This is a genomic window from Flintibacter sp. SJQ-8 (assembly GCF_054108085.1).
In genome coordinates this window covers 119,195-139,454 of record NZ_JBPJWR010000001.1, presented here as the reverse complement: position 1 = coordinate 139,454, position 20,260 = coordinate 119,195, and the positions used below count along the sequence as shown (strand labels likewise).

Genomic DNA, 20,260 nt, shown 5'->3' with positions numbered 1-20,260 from the left:
GTTAAAACCGTAGTATATAGGTGAAGCCGGAGAGGAGGCGGTGCAATGATAGAGGATGAAAAAATCATAGAAATGTTTTTTGAACGTTCAGAACAAGGCATACGGGAGTTGGATATAAAATACGGAACAGTCTGCCACAATCTTTCCTATCATATCGTAGGAAGTAGGCAGAACGCAGAGGAATGTGTAAACGACGCTTATTTAGGTGTATGGAACACTATTCCCCCTGCACGACCTAACCCACTTTTATCCTATGTTCTGAAAATCGTTCGGAACATTTCAATCAAAATTTATTGGAGAAAGGAAGCAGCCAAACGAAGCAGCCATTACACGATTGCTTTGGAGGAAATTGAAACCTATGTAGCAGATACTCACACAGTAGAAGCAGAAATTGAAGCTAAAGAATTAGCCCGTATCATTGAAAGTTTTTTAGATACGCTGACTACTGAAAACCGCGTTATTTTCATGCGCCGCTATTGGTTTTCTGACAGCTACAAAGACATAGCCGAGGTTGTGGGGCTTTCAGAGAAAAATGTCTCTGTCCGGCTGACCCGTATCCGCGAAAAGATGAAACAATATTTAATTGAAAGAGAGGTCTTTATATGAACGCAAAGAAGTTTTCCGACGCTATGAGCGAGCTTGACAACAAATACATTGACGAAGCCCTTAACTATAAGAAAAAGGTCAAGAAGCCCATTTGGATTAAATGGGGAGCTATGGTAGCCAGTTTGCTCCTTGTTTTTACCATGTCTGTTCCAGCATTAGCGGCAGCAGATTTTGGACCAGCTTATAATCTACTCTACAAGGTATCTCCGGCAATTGCCCAAAAGTTAAAGCCTGTTAGTATGTCCTGCGAGGATAATGGGATTAAGTTTGAAGTAATTTCGGCTTATGTTGAGGGTAGCGAAGCAAAGATTTTTATTTCCGTACAAGATATTGACGGAGATAGAATTGATGAAACGACAGATTTGTTTGATAGCTTTAGTATCAATACACCTTTTGATTGTAGCAGTTCGTGTGAAAATATAAGCTATGACACCGAAACAAAAACCGCCACTTTCCTAATTTCTATATCACAATGGAATGAAAAAGACATTATTGGTGAGAAAATTACTTTTTGTGTCCGAGAAATGCTGAGCAATAAGCAGGAATATGATGCGATATTGACAGATTTGGATTTGACCCAAATTAGTGCTACACCAAAAACAATTACCCCGACTCAAATTTGGGGTGGTGGGGGAACAAACTACAATGAAATGGAAAACAATTTTCAGGCATTGAAAACAACAGGTATTCTGTGTTCCCCTATTGCTGAGGTAGATATTACAGCCATGGGATATGTGGATGGGAAATTGCATATACAAGTCAAGTACGAGGATAGTTTAGAAACGGATAATCATGGCTATATCTATTTCAAAAATGACAAAGGAGAGGAAATCCACTGTATCGCAAATATTGCATTTTCTACTGATAGTGAACATCAAGAACGGTATGTGGAATATGTTTATGATTTGTCAGATGTTGATTTAACCCAATATAAAGTATATGGATATTTTGTTACGAGCGATACACATATCGAAGGAAATTGGAGTGTTACTTTCCCTTTAGAAAGCATAAGTCAATAAGTTTTCGTAGTTACCGATATAAATACAAACCAAATAATTCAATGAGAGCAGCCTTTTTCACACAAAAACGGCTGCTCTTTTCTATGCTATGAGCAGAAAGGAGCGATCAACCATGACAAAGCCAAGAGAGAAAACCCGCGAGGAACTGCAAGCCGAAATCGAGGACGGAAAAAAGAAAATCCGGCAGTTTGAGAACCGGGAAAAGGTGCTGCGGCAAAAGCTGTCGCAAGAGGAACGCCGGACACGCAGCCACCGCCTTATTGTCCGAGGCGCAGTCTTTGAAAGCATTGTGCCGGAAGCAAAGAACATGAGCGACGAGGAAGCCGCAGCACTTCTTAGGTTTGCACTGACGAGTGAGCTGGTACGGGAATATCTGAAAAAACGAGCCGAGAACGGGAACGCTGAATAAATCCCTTAGACACTAAGGGCGCACTTATACACCCTAACGGGCGTGTGCGCTCTGCCGAGGGCTTTATCTTAAGCACAGGGATTTTACCCCGCGCTACGATTGGCGGCTTTGCCGCAGACAGGGGACGCTACACTTCCCCTGCGACAGCTTGCGCTGTCTACCCTTTTGTGTACTTGCGGAAACCGAACACCTTGCTACGCAAGCTATTCATTTTCCACAAGTTTTATATCCGCTATACTGGAGGTGATACCCATAGCCATTTACCATTGTAACATCAGCATAGTCAGTCGGGGCAAAGGCAAATCAGCAGTTGCCGCAGCCGCCTACCGAAGCGGCGAAAAGCTGACAAACGAGTGGGACGGAATGACCCACGACTACACCCGCAAAGGCGGCGTTGTCCATACCGAAATCATGCTGCCGCCCCATGCCCCGCCCTCTTTCTCTGACCGTTCTACCCTATGGAACAGCGTGGAACTTTATGAGAAAGCCGGGAACGCCCAGCTTGCGCGTGAGATTGACGCAGCACTCCCCATAGAATTATCACGAGAGGAACAGATACGGCTTGTCCGGGAATACTGTTCCTCTCAATTTGTTTCTAAAGGAATGTGCGTGGATTTTGCTATCCATGACACCGACAGCGGCAACCCCCATTGTCATATCATGCTGACCATGCGACCACTTGACGAGCGCGGCGCGTGGGCGGCGAAGTCTAAAAAGGAATATGACCTTGATGAAAACGGGGAGCGCATACGCTTGCCGAATGGCAGATACAAGACCCACAAGGTTGACCTCACAGGCTGGAACGACAAAGGCAACGCCCTCTTGTGGCGCAAAGCGTGGGCTGATATTTCAAACAGCTATCTTGAACGCGCCGGAAGCACAGAGCGTATCGACCACCGCAGCAACGCCGAGAGAGGAATTGACGAGATACCTACTGTCCACATGGGCGTAGCCGCCTGTCAAATGGAGAAGAAAGGCATAGCCACCGAGAAAGGCGAACTGAACCGGGCTATCCGCAAATCAAACAGACTGATAAAGGAAATCCGGGCGCAGATCGGCAACCTCAAAGAATGGATTGCCGGACTGCTTGCGGCGTGGGAAACTTCCCCAAGAAAACAACAACCGCCAAAATCTCCGAACCTTGCAAATCTTCTGATGAAGTATTTGGGCGTTCAGAGGGAAAAGAGCCGGAAGTATTCGCAGAGCTGGCAGCACCAACACGCAGCCGACGAACTGAAAACCATATCACAGGCAGCCAATTATCTTGCGGAGCATGGTATCTCTACACTTGACGAGTTGGACGCTTCTCTTTCCTCTGTCAGTGATGAAGCCTTTTCTATCCGGGAGGGAATGAAAGCCGCCGAGCAGCGCATGAAAGAGCTGCAAAAGCTGATAGAGAACGGAGAGAATTATTTGCAGTATAAGCCCATTCATGCCGAACTAAAAAAGCTGAAAAACGGCTGGACGAACAAACGGGATAAGTATGAGGAAGCCCACCGCGCCGAGCTGACCTTATGGAACGCAGCAAGCCGCTATCTCCATGCAAATCTGACGGATACAAAGACGCTGCCTATCTCCAAATGGAAACAGGAATACGCCGACCTCAAAGAGCAGAGAGATACTGACTACACCAAACTGAAAGCTACCCGCGCCGAAGTTGCCGAGCTTCAGAAGATACGCAAGTGCGTCGATATTGCGCTGAAAGCCGAGCAGCCGGAGCAAACACAGAGCCGCACCAAGCGGCACGATATAGACCGCTGAAAGGAGTTGAAATTTTATGTATTACACCCAAGAACAAATAGACTGCGCCAACCAAGCCGACCTTGTTTCTTTTCTGCAAGGACAGGGCGAGCAGCTTACCCGCGCCGGACAGGAATACCGCTGGAAACGGCATGACAGCTTGACTATTCGGGGAAACAAATGGTACAGGCACAGCCAGAGCAAAGGCGGCGCACCCATTGATTTTGTCATGGAGTTTTTCGGAAAGAGCTTTACCGAAGCCGTAGAACTGCTGACAGGAGAAAAAGGCGCAGCACCGCCGCCGGACAGACCAAGCCCCGCGTCCTTTTCTGACTTTCGACTGCCGCCCCACAACACCGACAACCACATAGCGAGGAACTTCCTCACAGCCGCCCGCCACATTGATGAAGATGTGTCGGGCTTTTTCTTTTCCACCGGGGATATTTACGAGGAAGCCGCCCACCATAACGCCGTATTCGTAGGACGGGACGAGGACGGAGTACCACGATACGCCCACCAACGCGGCACAGCCGGGAACTTCCGGCTTGATGTGAAAGGCAGCGACAAAGCCTTTAACTTCTGCTATCGGGGCGAGGGCGAAAGATTGTTTGTCTTTGAAGCCCCTATTGACCTGTTATCTTTTCTCTGTCTGTTCAAAAAGGACTGGCAGAAGCAAAGCTATCTTGCGCTGGGTGGCGTGGGGGATAAAGCCCTTATGCGCTTTCTCTCTGACCGCCCGAACATCAAGACCGTATATCTCTGCCTTGACAGCGACCAAGCCGGAAACGACGCTTGTAGCCGCCTTGTGGAGCTTATGCCGGAGGGCTTGACCGTCCACCGCCTTATCCCTCTTTTCAAAGACTGGAACGAGGTGCAGACGCGCCGGGGCGAAATCACAGACGGGAAATATCTGCGGGAAGCTGTCTATGGATTGAAAGAACCGCCACAGGAAGAAACCGTTGAGATTATCCGCATGAGCGAGGTTGACACACAGACCGTTGAATGGCTATGGGAGCCGTATATCCCCTTTGGGAAAGTAACCATAGTACAGGGCAACCCCGGCGAGGGAAAGACCACCTTTGCGCTGCGCCTTGCCGCTGCCTGTACCACTGGCGGGACGCTTCCGGGCATGAAGCCCATACAGCCGTTTCAAGTTATTTATCAGACCGCCGAGGACGGTTTGGGAGATACCGTCAAACCCCGCTTGATAGAAGCCGCCGCAGACCTTGACCGGGTGCTTGTGATTGATGAAGCAAAACGGGAGCTTACCCTGTCCGACGAGCGCATAGAGAAAGCAATCATACAGAACGGGGCGCGTCTGATTATCCTTGACCCCATACAGGCGTATATGGGCGACAAAGCCGACATGAACAAGGCAAACGAGGTGCGCCCCATTTTTCGCCGCCTTGCCGAAGTTGCGGAGCGTACCGGGTGCGCCGTTATCCTTATCGGACACCTTAACAAAGCTGCCGGAGGACAGAGCGCATACAGGGGCTTAGGTTCTATCGACTTTAGAGCCGCAGCAAGGAGCGTCCTTTTAATCGGGCGCGTGAAGCGTGAGCCGAATGTGCGTGTTATCATTCACGACAAATCTTCCCTTGCGCCGGAGGGAAAGCCCGTTGCCTTTTGCCTTGACCCGGAAACAGGCTTTGAGTGGATAGGCGAATATGATATAACTGCCGACGAGCTGCTGTCCGGCGCGGGCGGCAACAACGCCACCAAAACCGAACAGGCTGAAAAGCTGATACTTGACCTACTGGCAGACGGAAAAGAACTTGCCAGCGAGGACATAGAGAAAGCCGCAGCCGACGCGGGAATTTCTGCCCGTACTGTCCGGGCGGCAAAGAAAAACCTTGACGGGCGCATTACCTCAAAGCGTATCGGCGCAGCATGGTATCACGCCCTAAAAAAGTGAACTGGCAAAATCCAAGTGGCAAAACCTAGATACCTTGCCACTTTGCCACTTCGCCACTTCAACCATAATCCCACAGCCCCATGTATGACCGCGTGGGGCTTTATCGTGGAAAAAAGAGCATATGTCGCGTCAATAACTCTAAAAAGCACTTGACAAAACGCTTCATGGGGAACCCGTGAGGATATTGCACCTTACGTTGATCCTGTATTTCAGAACAATGTGATTCTGACGAAAACGGAGAGCCTGACCATGAACAGCCGCCCCAAGGCCCCCAAGACTGCCAGAAACAAAAATGTACTGGTGATTGGCGGCTCCGGTTCCGGTAAGACCCGATTCTGGCTGAAACCCAACCTGATGCAGATGCACAGCTCCTATGTTGTGACGGACCCGAAGGGAACAATTCTGGTGGAGTGCGGAAAAATGCTCCAAAGGGGTGCGCCCAAGCTGGGGAAGGACGGAAAGCCCATGAAGGATAAGCATGGCAAGGTCATTTATGAGCCGTACCGAATCAAGGTCCTAAATACCATCAACTTCAAGAAGTCCATGCACTATAACCCTTTCGCCTATATCCATAGCGAAAAGGACATCTTGAAGCTGGTAACAACGCTGATCGCTAATACCAAAGGCGAAGGCAAGGCCGGAGACGATTTCTGGGTCAAGGCGGAAACATTGCTGTATTGTGCGTTGATTGGATATATCCACTATGAAGCTCCGGTGGAGGAACAAAACTTCTCCACCCTCATTGAGTTCATCAACGCCATGGAGGTCCGGGAGGATGACGAGGAGTTCAAAAACCCCGTGGACCTGATGTTTGATGCACTGGAAGCCGAGAAGCCAAATCACTTTGCGGTGCGCCAGTATAAGAAATATAAGCTGGCCGCCGGAAAAACAGCCAAGTCGATTCTTATTTCTTGCGGTGCGCGTCTTGCCGTATTTGATATTGCGGAGCTGCGCGAGGTTACATCCTACGATGAGTTGGAACTGGATACGCTGGGAGACAGAAAAACGGCTCTGTTTCTGATCATGAGCGATACGGATGACAGTTTTAACTTTCTCATTTCCATGTGCTACACCCAGTTGTTCAACCTGCTTTGTGAAAAGGCAGATGATGTGTACGGAGGCAGGCTTCCGGTTCATGTGCGCTGTTTGATTGATGAGTGTGCTAACATCGGGCAGATTCCGAAACTGGAAAAGCTGGTGGCCACCATCCGAAGCCGTGAAATCTCTGCCTGTCTGGTGTTGCAGGCGCAGAGTCAGCTCAAGGCGATCTATAAGGACAACGCGGATACCATCATCGGTAACATGGATACTTCTATCTTTCTGGGCGGTAAGGAGCCGACCACTCTCAAGGAGCTGGCCGCCGTGCTGGGTAAGGAAACCATCGACACCTACAACACCGGAGAGAGCCGTGGGAGGGAAACATCCCATTCACTCAACTATCAAAAATTGGGGAAAGAGCTGATGAGCCAGGATGAGCTTGCTGTTATGGATGGCGGCAAGTGTATCCTCCAGCTGCGCGGTGTGCGTCCTTTCCTTTCGGATAAGTACGACATCACCAAGCACCCCAATTTCAAGTACACTGCCGATGCGGATGATAAGAACGCTTTTGACATTGAAGCATTCTTGTCTGCAAGGCTGAAACTCAAGCCCGATGAGGTCTGCGATGTATATGAAGTAGACACAAAGGGCACTTAATTTCGTTCCGCTTTAGAAGGGAGTGATCTTATCTATTCGCCGCAACTGCCTCTGTTGAGGCCATTGGCGTACAAAGCGGACAATCGCAAGAAAAAATAATGAAAAAGGAGGACAGCCGGAATCATGCCCCCGGAAACCGGGCGGCAGATTGTTCCGGCTTTTGTATGCCTATGAAACATGACAAACCTATTTTTTAATCAGATTCCGGCTAACAAACTATATGGCATTTTTTGAACAGGCAATTACCGTTCTTCAGACTCTCGTTATCGCTCTGGGCGCTGGTCTTGGTATCTGGGGTGTCATCAACCTGTTGGAAGGTTACGGCAATGACAACCCTGGCGCCAAATCTCAGGGCATGAAGCAGCTTATGGCCGGTGCTGGTGTAGCCGTTGTTGGTATGGTTCTTGTACCTCTGCTCTCCGGGCTGTTCTCTGTCTAAGCGTTCCTGCATGAAATCCTTGCCGCTCCCGCAGTTCTGCGGGGGCGGCGGAAAGGAGGTTGACACCGTATGGATTTCTTACTTGAAGCCCTGACAAATTGGCTGAAAGAAATGCTGGTGGGCGGTATTATGAGCAACCTTTCGGGGATGTTTGACAGTGTAAACCAACAAGTCGCGGATATATCCGTACAGGTAGGACAGACCCCACAGGGATGGAATGGCAGTATTTTCAATATGATTGAGAATCTGTCAAACTCCATCATGGTGCCGATTGCAGGTGTGATCCTGGCTATCGTGATGACCGTAGACCTGATCCAGATGATTGCAGACAAGAACAACCTGCATGATGTGGATACCTGGATGATTTTCAAGTGGGTGTTCAAATCAGCTGCCGCCATCCTCATTGTCACAAACACATGGAATATCGTGATGGGCGTCTTTGATATGGCGCAGAGCGTGGTGGCGCAGGCGGCAGGGATTATCAATTCGGATGCGTCCATTGACATTTCCTCAGTTATGACCGATCTGGAACCGAGGCTGATGGAAATGGATTTGGGACCGCTGTTCGGACTGTGGTTCCAATCCCTCTTTATTGGCATTACCATGTGGGCGTTGTATATCTGTATCTTTATCGTTATTTATGGCCGTATGATCGAGATCTACCTTGTAACTTCGGTGGCTCCTGTTCCAATGGCTGCAATGATGGGCAAAGAATGGGGCGGTATGGGACAGAATTACCTCCGATCCCTGCTGGCACTGGGCTTTCAGGCGTTTCTCATTATCGTCTGCGTGGCAATTTATGCTGTGCTGGTGCAGAACATCGCTCTGGAAGATGACATCATCATGGCAATCTGGAGCTGCGTGGGCTACACCGTACTGCTATGTTTTACGCTGTTCAAAACCGGCAGTCTCGCCAAATCAGTCTTTCAGGCGCACTAAAACGGAAGGAGGTTTCCACATTGGCTTATGTACCCGTACCCAAGGACTTAACAAAAGTCAAAACAAAGGTCATGTTCAATCTGACCAAGCGGCAGCTTATCTGCTTCACGGGCGGAGCGCTTATTGGCGTACCGCTTTTCTTTTTGCTCAGAAAACCTACCGGAAACAGTGTAGCGGCTATGTGTATGATGCTGGTTATGCTGCCCTTCTTTATGCTGGCTATGTACGAAAAGCATGGACAGCCCCTGGAAAAGATCGTGGGCAACATTCTCAAAGTAGCTGTGATCCGTCCAAAGCAGCGACCTTACCAGACCAACAACTTTTATGCCGTATTAAAGCGGCAGGAAATGCTCGATAAGGAGGTGTATGACATTGTTCACCGCAATAAAAAAATGGCTGCATCGGATGTTCGGAAAAACCGAGGAAAAAACTGTGCGGCCGGTAAAGACAAAGAAAAAGCTGTCCCACGCCGATAAGAAGCAGATCGAAGCGGCCATTGCCCGCGCTAACCGCACGGACAAAAAAGGAAAATCTGCGCAGGACAGTATCCCTTATGAACGGATGTGGCCGGACGGAATCTGCCACGTATCGGACAGCCACTACACAAAGACCATCCAGTTTCAGGACATCAACTATCAGCTCTCCCAAAACGAAGATAAGACGGCAATCTTTGAGGGGTGGTGTGATTTCCTCAATTATTTTGACAGCTCGATTCATTTCCAGCTGTCTTTTTTGAACCTTGCGGCATCGGAGGAGACCTTTGCTAACTCCATTTCCATCCCGCCCCAGAGGGACGCCTTTGACAGTATCCGCGAGGAATACACCACAATGCTGCAAAATCAGCTGGCCAGAGGTAACAACGGTCTCATCAAGACCAAATACCTGACCTTTGGTATCGACGCGGACAGCATCAAAGCCGCCAAGCCCCGTCTGGAGCGTATTGAGACCGATATACTTAATAACTTTAAGCGTCTTGGTGTAGCTGCCAGAACGCTGGACGGTAAAGAAAGGCTTTTTCAGCTTCATGCGGTATTCCACATGGATGAACAACTCCCGTTTCAGTTTGAATGGGACTGGCTGGCTCCTTCCGGTCTGTCCACAAAAGATTTTATTGCACCAAGCTCCTTTGAGTTCCGCACCGGCAAGCAGTTCCGTATGGGTAAGAAATACGGGGCTGTTTCTTTTTTGCAGATTCTCGCACCGGAGCTGAATGACCGTCTGCTGGCTGATTTTCTGGATATGGAAAGCTCGCTCATTGTGAGTATGCACATTCAGTCGGTGGATCAGGTGAAAGCCATCAAAACGGTAAAGCGCAAGATTACCGACCTTGACCGCAGCAAGATCGAGGAACAGAAAAAAGCAGTCCGCGCCGGATATGACATGGACATCATTCCATCTGATCTTGCTACCTACGGCAGTGAAGCGAAAAAACTCTTGCAGGATTTGCAGAGCCGCAACGAGAGAATGTTCCTTTTGACCTTTCTGGTGCTGAACACAGCGGACAATCCCCGTCAGCTTGGCAACAACATTTTCCAGGCAGGCTCCATTGCCCAGAAGTATAACTGTCAGCTGACCAGGCTGGACTTCCAGCAGGAAGAAGGGCTGATGAGCTGTCTGCCCCTGGGACTCAATCAGATCGAGATCCAGCGAGGACTGACCACCAGTTCTACGGCTATCTTTGTACCGTTCACCACACAGGAATTATTCCAGAACGGCAAAGAAGCTCTGTACTATGGCATCAATGCTCTATCCAACAACCTCATCATGGTGGATCGAAAGCTGCTGAAAAACCCAAACGGCCTGATTTTGGGTACGCCGGGTTCCGGTAAGTCCTTCAGCGCAAAACGAGAAATTGCCAACTGCTTTTTGCTTACCAGTGATGATGTTATCATCTGTGACCCGGAAGCAGAGTACGCACCTCTGGTGGAGCGTCTGCATGGGCAGGTCATCAAGATCTCGCCTACCTCCACCAACTACATCAATCCGATGGATCTGAATCTGGACTATTCGGATGATGAAAGCCCGCTGTCACTCAAGTCTGACTTTATCCTCAGCTTGTGTGAGCTGATCGTGGGCGGTAAGGAGGGCTTGCAGCCGGTGCAGAAAACCATTATTGACCGTTGTGTGCGCTTGGTCTATCAGACCTATCTCAATGACCCGCGCCCGGAGAATATGCCCATACTGGAGGATTTGTATAATCTGCTTCGGGAACAGGAGGAAAAGGAAGCCCAGTATATCGCTACAGCTCTTGAAATCTATGTAACCGGCTCCCTCAATGTGTTCAACCACCAGAGCAATGTGGACATTGATAACCGGATTGTCTGCTATGACATCAAGGAACTGGGCAAGCAGCTTAAAAAAATCGGTATGCTGGTGGTTCAGGATCAGGTATGGAACCGTGTCACCATCAACCGTGCTGCGCACAAGTCCACCCGCTACTACATCGACGAGATGCACCTGCTTTTGAAGGAGGAACAGACCGCTGCTTATACGGTGGAAATCTGGAAGCGATTCAGAAAATGGGGCGGTATTCCGACAGGTATCACCCAGAATGTCAAAGACCTTTTGAGCAGCCGCGAGGTAGAGAACATCTTTGAAAACTCGGACTTCGTGTATATGCTTAACCAGGCAGGCGGAGACCGTCAGATTTTGGCGAAGCAACTGGGGATTTCCACGCACCAGCTTAGCTATGTGACCCACTCCGGTGAGGGCGAGGGCCTGCTGTTCTATGGCTCCACGATCCTGCCGTTTGTAGACCACTTCCCGAAGAACACCGAACTTTACCGCATTATGACCACCAAACCTCAAGAATTGAAAAAGGAGGATGAATGATTATGAACCCCAACATTTTGAATAAAAACCCGCTGATGTTTTTTGACAGGGCGGTAAATGCCCAGCGCAGCCAGCTGCTTACGGTCATGGCCGATGCGGTAAGTGAGTGCCGCACGGCGGCAGATCAGGCAGCCGAACTGAATGAGACCGGTCAGGTGGGGCTTCTCCGTCTGGCAGAGGTCTGGAGCGCCATTCGTGCTAAAGAAGGTATGGGCGGCCTGATTCTGGAAGGAACAGAGGCGAAGATCCTGTCCGATGTGGTGGCACAGTTTTATGCCTACCTGTCCGGCTGTATGTTCAACGATCCTGTGGGAATGGCCATTTATGCAGAGCTGCACTACATGATGTCTTCCCTCATGCTGGGAGAATGGTTTGAATAAAGAGCCGCGCCTGCGCTTTACTGATGAGGAACGGTCTGATCCTGCACTGGAAAAGCCGATCCGTAAAGCGGAGAAAGCTGCGGCCAGAGCAGATAAGGCGCAGGCCAATATCCCAAAGAAAAAGGTCAGGCAGACGGTCATTGACCCGGATACCGGAAAAAAGACCTCGAAGCTGACCTTTGAGGACAAGAAAAAGCCACATTCCAAAGTTTCTCAAGGAGTCAGGGAAGCTCCCGTCCATCTGGTTGCGGGCAAGCTCCACAAAGAGATCCGGGAAACAGAGCAGGACAATGTGGGCGTGGAAAGCGCCCACAAGTCCGAGGAGGCGGTGGAGACCGGCGCTTATCTGGTGCGGGAGGGCTATCGCGGCCACAAGCTGAAGCCGTACCGCAAAGCAGCACAGGCAGAGCGCCAACTGGAAAAGGCAAATGTAAATGTTCTGTACCAGAAATCTTTGCAGGAAAATCCCCAGTTTGCCAGCAATCCGCTTTCTCGCTGGCAGCAAAAGCAGGCCATCAAAAGGCAGTATGCCGCCGCCAAACACGCCGGTCAGACTGCCGGAAATACCGCCCAGGCTGCGTCCAAAACCGGAAAAGCCGCAAGGACGGTGAAAGAAAAGGCACAGCAGGCAGGGGCGTTCGTCATGCGCCACAAGAAGGGTTTCCTGATGGCAGGGGTTTTGTTTCTCATTACCTGTATGCTGATGAATACCATGTCCTCCTGCTCCATGATGGCGCAGAGCATCGGTTCCGTTCTCTCCGGCACCACTTATCCGTCGGATGACCCGGAAATGCTGGCAGTGGAGGCAGATTATGCAGCCAGAGAAGTCCAGTTGCAGGAGGAAATCGACAACATTGAAAGCAGCCACCCAGGGTATGACGAGTATCGCTATGACCTTGGTATGATCGGCCATGACCCTCATGAGCTGGCAGCATTTCTGTCTGCCGTCTTGCAAGGTTACACCCAGCAGAGCGCTCAGGCAGAGCTGGCGCGTGTGTTTGCAGCACAGTATCAGCTGACGCTTACTGAGGAAGTGGAGATTCGCTACCGCACGGAGACCTCCACCGACCCGGAGACCGGCGAGACCACCTCAGAAGAAGTCCCCTATGAGTATTACATTTTGAATGTGAAACTCACCAGCAAGCCCATTTCCGCTGTGGCGTCGGAGTTACTGACCCCGGAGCAGATGGAAATGTATCAGGTTTACCGGCAGACCATGGGCAATAAGCCGTTGTTGTTTGGCGGCGGTTCCCCTGATACCAGCGGCTCGGAAGATCTGTCCGGTGTGCAGTTCATTAACGGTACCCGCCCCGGCAATCCTCAGCTGGTGGAACTGGCCAAGCGTCAGGTGGGCAATGTGGGCGGCTATCCTTATTGGAGCTGGTATGGCTTTGACAGCCGCGTGGAGTGGTGCGCCTGCTTTGTATCCTGGTGTTATAACCAGGCTGGAAAAAGTGAACCGCGCTTTGCAGGCTGTGAGTGGCAGGGCGTTCCGTGGTTCCAGTCTCATGGACAATGGGGTGCAAGAGGCTATAACAATCTGGCTCCCGGAGATGCAATTTTCTTTGATTGGGATTTGGATGGGACAGCAGACCATGTGGGTATCGTGATCGGTACGGATGGCAGCCGTGTTTATACGGTGGAGGGAAATTCCGGCGATGCCTGCAAGATCAAAAGTTATGACCTGAATTATCAAAGTATTAAGGGCTACGGCCTGATGAACTGGTAACAGACTTTGTGGAAAGGAGTGAACGGTTATGGCAAAAAACAAAATTGAACGTATCGACCAGGAAATTGAGAAAACCCGTGAGAAGATTGCGGAATATCAGGAAAAGCTCAAGACCCTGGAAGCACAGAAAACGGAGGCAGAGAATCTGGAAATCGTTCAGATGGTTCGTGCGTTACGCATGACTCCAGCACAGCTGAACGCTATGCTTTCCGGTGGAATGAACCACGGCAGAGATACAGCACTGTCGGAATCAAATAATCAGGAGGTTACCGCTTATGAAGAATAAAAGAATTTGCAAAACACTTTCCGCCCTTTGCCTGACAATGGTTGTGGCATTTGGCTTTACGATCCCTGCTTTCGCACAGGGGTCAGAACAGGCTCCGGCGGCACCGGCAGAGGATTCTACCAATGACAGCAATGTGATTGTGGAAGAAACAGAACAGGCACCGGCACTTACACCGGAGGGGAATGCGGCATTGGTGGATGATTTTGGAGGCAATAAGCAGCTTATTACTGTTACGACCAAAGCTGGCAACTATTTTTACATTTTGATCGACAGGGCTAATGAGGATAAAAAGACTGCTGTTCACTTTCTGAACCAGGTGGATGAAGCGGATTTGATGGCATTGATGGAAGATGAAAATGTCAAAGAGGAGCCGGCTGCTGTGTGTAGCTGCACGACAAAATGTGAAGCAGGGGCAGTCAATACGGCCTGCCCGGTCTGCGCAACTGATAAGAGTAAATGTACGGGCAAAGCACCGGAACCTCCGGCAGAAACATCGGAGCCGGAAAAAGAGAAGCCTGCCGGATTGAACCCGGCTGCGCTGGCCCTTTTGCTGGCTCTGCTTGGTGGCGGTGGCGTATTTGCCTACTCGAAGCTCGTTAAGAATAAGCCTAAGACCAAGGGCAATGACAGTCTGGACGATTATGATTATGGCGAGGAAGATTCCGAGGAATGGGAAACCGAGGATGAGGAGTCGGACGAACCGAATGCTGACGGGGGCAGCACAGAAGAAGATGATGAGGACAGTGTGAAATGACCCGTTTCACAGACAGCCCCTACGAACGCATGATGACACGCAGGCCGGAGGGCGGGAAGGAAACTTCCCGTCCTCCTTCTTTACCCCACAGCCACCCCTGCTATGGTTGCGGGAATTATGGAAGACCATGCGTAGGTATCTGTCACCGGGAAATGTCCCGATGGCTCAAAGAGAGGAGGAACCATCATGGCTCAACATAAATTGGTAATTGCCGAAAAACCATCAGTTGCCCAGAGTTTGGCGGCGGTGATCGGCGCAACCGTCCGTAAGGACGGGTATCTGGAGGGCAACGGCTGGCGTGTCAGCTGGTGCGTGGGCCACCTGTCCGGTCTTGCGGATGCAGACAGCTATGACCCAAAGTATGCCAAGTGGCGATATGATGATCTGCCTATCCTGCCGGAACATTGGCAGATGGTGGTAGGAAAAGATAAGAAAAAGCAGTTTGATATTCTCAAAAAGCTGATGAATGCCCCGGATGTGACGGAAGTGGTAAATGCCTGTGATGCCGGACGCGAGGGCGAGATGATCTTCCGTAGCGTCTATGAGCTGGCAGGTTGCAAGAAGCCGATGAAAAGGCTCTGGATTTCTTCGATGGAGGACTCCGCCATAAGGGAGGGCTTTGCAAACCTGCGCCCAGGTGTAGATTATGATGGACTTCGGGATGCTGCTCTCTGCCGTGCCAAGGCCGACTGGCTGGTGGGGATCAATGCCACAAGGCTTTTTTCCGTGCTGTACCACCGCACCCTCAACATCGGGCGCGTGATGTCCCCAACGCTGGCACTGATTGTCCAGCGAGAAGCTGAAATCGACACATTTAAGCCGGTTCCTTTTTATACCGTGGCGCTGGAGCTGCCCGGTCTTACCGTATCCGGGGAGCGCATGAGTGACCGAGCAAGCGCAGAGCAGCTGAAAGAAGCCTGTCAGGGTGCAGCTGTCACAATCAAAAAGGTGGAGTGCAAGGAAAAGTCCGAAAAGCCGCCTGCCCTCTATGACCTGACTACTCTGCAAAGAGATGCCAACCGCCTGCTTGGATTTACAGCCCAGCAGACCCTGGACTATCTGCAAAGCCTGTATGAAAAGAAGCTCTGCACCTATCCCCGTACTGACAGCCGCTATCTGACCGGTGATATGGCAGACAGCCTGCCGGTGCTGGTGAATCTGGTTGCCAATGCTATGCCATTTCGCAAAGGGATCGCCATTACCTGTGATCCGCAGACAGTCATCAACGATAAGAAAGTAACCGACCACCACGCAGTAATCCCTACCAGAAATCTCAAGGATGCAGACCTTTCTGCCCTTCCTGCGGGAGAAAAAGCGGTGCTGGAGCTAGTGGCCCTGCGTCTGCTGTGTGCCGTGGCCCAGCCCCATATCTATTCGGAAACCGTTGTGATTGCAGCGTATGCCGGTAGGGAGTTTACCGCCAAAGGAAAAACGGTGAAGCACCCCGGATGGAAAGCACTGGAGGACGCCTACCGTGCCAAAATGAAGGATGCAGAGCCGAAAAAAGAGGGCGCAGAGAAAGCCCTGCCGGAACTGACCGAAGGACAGACCCTTTCAGTTGCTGCGGCAATCGTCAAAGAAGGCAAAAGCAGTCCGCCCCTGCACTTTACGGAGGACACCCTATTGTCCGCAATGGAGACTGCCGGGAAAGATGATATGCCAGAGGATGCTGAGAGAAAAGGTCTGGGGACACCGGCCACCCGTGCCAGTATTTTGGAAAAGCTGGTATCTGCCGGTTTTCTGGAGCGAAAAAAGAACAGAAAAACGGTGCAGCTTCTCCCTTCCCACGATGCAGTTTCCCTGATCACCGTTCTGCCGGAACAGCTGCAATCTCCGCTTTTGACTGCCGAGTGGGAGTACCGCCTGGGGGAAATTGAGCACGGGCAGCTTGCTCCAGAGGAGTTTCTGGACGGGATTAGCACCATGTTGAAAGATCTGGTGGGAACTTATCAGGTCATCAAGGGAACCGAGTACCTGTTTACCCCGCCCCGTGAGGTGGTAGGCAAATGCCCCCGCTGCGGCGGTGAGGTTGCAGAACTGCAAAAAGGCTTCTTCTGCCAGAGCAAAGAATGCAGATTTGCAATCTGGAAAAACAATAAATGGTGGACTGCCAAGAAAAAACAGCCGACCAAGGCGGTGGTGTCTGCGCTGCTGAAAGATGGCTGTGTCCGTGTGACGGGGCTATATTCGGAGAAAACCGGCAAGACCTACGATGCCACTGTGGTTTTGGAGGACGATGGACAGTATGCCAACTTCAAGCTGGAATTTGACCAGCGGAAAGGAGGCAGCCGATGAAGCTCTCTTTAGTGGAACGGGAAACCATTCTCCTGCTGTCCCTTTCACGATGATAAGAACCCAAGCATGAAGGTAGACCAGCGGTTCCACTGCTTTGGCTGCGGTGAAGATGGGGATGTGATCGACTTTACCGCAAAGCTCTTTGACCTCTCCCCAAAAGAAGCGGCGGAGAAACTGGCACAGGACTTTGGCCTGATCTATGACAGTCAGGCCCCGCCCCGCAGGAGATATGTCCGGCAAAAAAACGAGGCACAGAAGTTTCGGGAGAATCGACAGCGCTGTTACCGCGTACTGTCCGATTACTACTATCTGTTGAAAAAATGGGAAGCCGACCGTTCTCCCAGGACACCGGAGGAAGAACCGCACCCCCGCTTTGTGGAAGCAATCCAGAAGAAACCCTATGTAGAGTACCTGCTGGACCTTTTTCTTTATGAAAGTGAAGAAGAACAAAAGGCATGGATTGCAGAACACACAGCAGAAATCACACACTTGGAAAGGAGATTGAAAATCATGGCTGAGAACAAACCCACCAACCGAGAACGGCTAAGGGAAATCACAGATGGCATCGAGCAGGGCATCAAAGAACTGTTTGAGAGTGAAAAGTATATGCGCTATCTGTCCGTCATGTCCCGCTTCCACCGCTATTCGGTAAACAACACCATGCTCATCTATATGCAGAAGCCGGACGCCACATTGGTAGCCGGATACAATAAGTGGAAAGACCAGTTTGAGCGTCATGTAAAAAAGGGCGAGCATGGCATTACCATCATCGCCCCAACACCGTACAAGAAGAAAATCGAGGAGCAGAAGCTGGACCCGGATACCAAGGCTCCGATTCTGGATAAAGACGGAAAGATCGTCACAGAGGAAAAAGAAATCGAGATTCCCATGTTCCGCCCGGTCAAGGTCTTTGATGTGAGTCAGACCGACGGGAAACCTTTGCCGGAGCTTGCTTCCTCCCTTTCCGGCAATGTGCAAAATTATGAGGCATTCATGGAGGCCCTGCGCCGCAGCGCACCGGTGCCGATTACTTTTGAAGCAATGGCCGCCGATACGGACGGCTATTTTTCTGCCGATCATCAGAAAATTGCCATTCGTCAGGGCATGAGCGAGGTGCAGACGGTTTCGGCCACAGTACACGAGATTGCCCACAGCAAGCTCCATGACCCTAAAAAATATGAAATGCTACCGTCATGGAAGGTTGTGCAGGAGAGTGAAGGTGGAACCAAGCATGATTTCAAGTTGGATTTTGCCACAGAAAAAGAAGCCGAACAGTTTGCTTCTGATATGGATTGGCGTTATGTGGACGAAAATCAGTTTGAATGGCGTCTTGCAGTTGAGGAAGATGCAACCGCAGAAAAACAGGCAATCAAAAACCGTCACACGGAAGAAGTGGAGGCTGAAAGCATCTCCTATGCAGTCTGCAAATATTTTGGCATCGAGACAGGAGAAAACAGCTTTGGCTATATTGCCAGTTGGAGTCAGGGCAAGGAACTGAAAGAGTTGAGAGCCAGTTTGGAGACCATCAACAAAACCTCCGGCACTTTGATCTCCGATATTGAGCGCCACTATAAGGAAATCTGCAAAGAGCGCGGAATCGACCCTCATGCAAAGGTAGAGCCGGAAACCGCCCCGATAGAGCAGCCAGCAGATGCCATTAAGGTATCTGATAGGCTGCCGACCGGCGATCTGACCTACTATGTAGCAGAGTGCATGGAATTTCCAAACCTCGGAGAATACCACGATAACCTGTCTTTGGAGGAAGCAATCCGTATTTATCAGGAGATTCCGGCAGAACGAATGAACGGGATCAAGGGCATTGGTTTTGAACTGAAAGACGGAAGCGATTATGAAGGACCGTTTCCGATTTTGATCGGGCAGACCATTGACCTGGACACTATTCAGGCAATCGACTATTACCGTGACAATCCGCTGGTACAGAAAGCGGTAAAGGAACTGGCTGCGGCAATGCCGGAAATGGAAGTGCTGGGGGCGGACGCCAATCAGCAGGAGGCTTTGTTTCTGATCGACAATGCCATCTATCTTCATATCCAGTCCTGTGACAGCGGCTGGGGCTATACCCTTTACGATGCCGCATCCATGAAAGAGTTGGATGGTGGTCAGCTGGATATGCCGGAGATTTCCCGCATGAAGGCAGTTCTCCAGATTTGTGATGACAACGATTTGGACAGAGACTCGGTAAAATACGCACCGTTGTCCATGATTGAGACCTTGCAGGAAGCTGCCTACCAGCAGATGCAGGCAGAGGCCAGTCAGATGGCTGCTTCTTCCCAGCTGCCGGAAGCACAGGAGCAGGCGCTGGATGAATACCCAACGCCGGATGAGCAGGTCTCTACACCGGATATGCAGGAATACGGATACTCCTATGATGGGATGCTCCCTGTTACCAGAGAACGGGCGCTGGAACTGGATGCCGCTGGTTTGACTGTCTATGTGCTGCATGAGGACAATACGGAGAGTATGGTATTTGACTCGCAGGAAATCATGGATCATGGCGGCCTTTTCGGTGTGGACCGTGAGGAATGGGAGAAAAGCCCTCAGTTCCACGAAAAGGTCATGGAGCGCCAGGAACATCAGCAGGAACGGGAACAGGCATTTCTTGCTCAGAACAGAGATTGCTTTGCCATCTATCAGGTGAGCCGTGACGATCCACAGAATGTGCGCTTTATGAATCTGGACTGGTTAAAGTCCCATGCCATTTCCATAGACCGCAGCAATTATGATCTCATTTACACTGCTCCGCTGAGGGAGTCTGGCACGGTACCGGAGCAGCTGGAAAAACTATATGAGCAGTTTAATCTGCAAAAACCGGCGGATTTTCAAAGTCCTTCTATGAGTGTCAGTGACATCGTTGCGATCAAGCAGGATGGTAAGGTATCCTGTCATTACTGTGACAGTGTTGGTTTTACCCAGATCCCCGGATTCCTGCCGGAAAATCCGCTGAAAAATGCGGAGATGGCCGTGGAGGACGATTACGGCATGATCGACGGTATCATCAATAATGGCGCAAAAGAGCCTACGGTGGCAGAGCTGGAACAGCAGGCCCGCAGCGGTCAGCCTATCTCCCTCATGGACTTGGCTGATGCCGTTCATCGGGAGGAACGGGATAAGAAAAAATCCGTTGTGGATCAGCTGAAAAGCCAGCCCAAAGCGGAACACAAAAAGACAGCACCCAAAAAGAGTGCGGAAAGGGAGATTTGA

At 50.5% G+C, this 20,260-nt stretch carries 15 protein-coding genes and 2 pseudogenes; all 17 read left to right on the top strand.

Going from position 1 to position 20,260, the window contains the following annotated elements; all coding sequences use genetic code 11:
- Positions 1 to 45: 45 nt before the first annotated feature.
- A complete protein-coding gene (locus ACSAMP_RS00675) occupies positions 46 to 606 on the top strand; it encodes an RNA polymerase sigma factor (protein WP_055304255.1) in 561 nt (186 codons plus the stop codon).
- Positions 603 to 1,625, top strand: coding sequence for a DUF4179 domain-containing protein (locus ACSAMP_RS00670; protein WP_055304257.1), 1,023 nt, complete (start codon positions 603 to 605; stop codon positions 1,623 to 1,625). The genes ACSAMP_RS00675 and ACSAMP_RS00670 overlap by 4 nt, the downstream gene beginning before the upstream one ends.
- Before the next feature lie 112 nt (positions 1,626 to 1,737).
- Positions 1,738 to 2,034: a DUF3847 domain-containing protein gene (locus tag ACSAMP_RS00665; RefSeq protein WP_117628576.1), complete on the top strand. Its 297-nt coding sequence runs from the start codon at positions 1,738 to 1,740 to the stop codon at positions 2,032 to 2,034.
- Between the two features lie 243 nt (positions 2,035 to 2,277).
- Positions 2,278 to 3,795, top strand: coding sequence for a MobQ family relaxase (gene mobQ / locus ACSAMP_RS00660; RefSeq protein WP_117628575.1), 1,518 nt, complete (start codon positions 2,278 to 2,280; stop codon positions 3,793 to 3,795).
- 16 nt (positions 3,796 to 3,811) lie between these two features.
- A complete protein-coding gene (locus ACSAMP_RS00655; RefSeq protein ID WP_117628574.1) occupies positions 3,812 to 5,689 on the top strand; it encodes an AAA family ATPase in 1,878 nt (625 codons plus the stop codon).
- A gap of 156 nt (positions 5,690 to 5,845) precedes the next feature.
- Positions 5,846 to 7,384, top strand: a pseudogene (locus ACSAMP_RS00650) (VirD4-like conjugal transfer protein, CD1115 family); the annotation flags it as partial.
- Positions 7,385 to 7,604: 220 nt separating this feature from the next.
- Complete coding sequence (locus ACSAMP_RS00645) at positions 7,605 to 7,823, top strand: Maff2 family mobile element protein (RefSeq protein ID WP_003525154.1); 219 nt, start codon at positions 7,605 to 7,607, stop codon at positions 7,821 to 7,823.
- A 69-nt stretch (positions 7,824 to 7,892) separates the two neighbouring features.
- Positions 7,893 to 8,762: a VirB6/TrbL-like conjugal transfer protein, CD1112 family gene (locus tag ACSAMP_RS00640; RefSeq protein WP_002576236.1), complete on the top strand. Its 870-nt coding sequence runs from the start codon at positions 7,893 to 7,895 to the stop codon at positions 8,760 to 8,762.
- Positions 8,763 to 8,782: 20 nt separating this feature from the next.
- Positions 8,783 to 9,238, top strand: coding sequence for a PrgI family protein (locus tag ACSAMP_RS00635; RefSeq protein WP_002576235.1), 456 nt, complete (start codon positions 8,783 to 8,785; stop codon positions 9,236 to 9,238).
- Positions 9,195 to 11,594: a VirB4-like conjugal transfer ATPase, CD1110 family gene (locus ACSAMP_RS00630; RefSeq protein ID WP_457799212.1), complete on the top strand. Its 2,400-nt coding sequence runs from the start codon at positions 9,195 to 9,197 to the stop codon at positions 11,592 to 11,594. The genes ACSAMP_RS00635 and ACSAMP_RS00630 overlap by 44 nt, the downstream gene beginning before the upstream one ends.
- On the top strand, positions 11,591 to 11,974 hold the full coding sequence (locus tag ACSAMP_RS00625) for a DUF3851 domain-containing protein (RefSeq protein WP_040005130.1): 384 nt from the start codon (positions 11,591 to 11,593) through the stop codon (positions 11,972 to 11,974). The genes ACSAMP_RS00630 and ACSAMP_RS00625 overlap by 4 nt, the downstream gene beginning before the upstream one ends.
- On the top strand, positions 11,967 to 13,703 hold the full coding sequence (locus ACSAMP_RS00620; protein ID WP_457799211.1) for a C40 family peptidase: 1,737 nt from the start codon (positions 11,967 to 11,969) through the stop codon (positions 13,701 to 13,703). The genes ACSAMP_RS00625 and ACSAMP_RS00620 overlap by 8 nt, the downstream gene beginning before the upstream one ends.
- 28 nt (positions 13,704 to 13,731) lie before the next feature.
- On the top strand, positions 13,732 to 13,989 hold the full coding sequence (locus ACSAMP_RS00615; RefSeq protein ID WP_009003366.1) for a DUF4315 family protein: 258 nt from the start codon (positions 13,732 to 13,734) through the stop codon (positions 13,987 to 13,989).
- The gene (locus ACSAMP_RS00610) at positions 13,979 to 14,743 is read left to right on the top strand and encodes a DUF4366 domain-containing protein (protein WP_457799210.1); all 765 of its coding nucleotides are present in this window, start codon (positions 13,979 to 13,981) and stop codon (positions 14,741 to 14,743) included. The genes ACSAMP_RS00615 and ACSAMP_RS00610 overlap by 11 nt, the downstream gene beginning before the upstream one ends.
- Positions 14,740 to 14,943: a hypothetical protein gene (locus ACSAMP_RS00605; RefSeq protein WP_009003368.1), complete on the top strand. Its 204-nt coding sequence runs from the start codon at positions 14,740 to 14,742 to the stop codon at positions 14,941 to 14,943. Before ACSAMP_RS00610 ends, ACSAMP_RS00605 begins: the two co-directional genes overlap by 4 nt.
- Positions 14,930 to 17,038 carry a type IA DNA topoisomerase gene (locus ACSAMP_RS00600; protein ID WP_457799209.1) on the top strand — a complete coding sequence of 703 codons (2,109 nt, stop codon included), beginning with the start codon at positions 14,930 to 14,932 and terminating at the stop codon, positions 17,036 to 17,038. The genes ACSAMP_RS00605 and ACSAMP_RS00600 overlap by 14 nt, the downstream gene beginning before the upstream one ends.
- Before the next feature lie 30 nt (positions 17,039 to 17,068).
- Positions 17,069 to 20,260: pseudogene (locus tag ACSAMP_RS00595) on the top strand (YodL domain-containing protein); the annotation flags it as partial.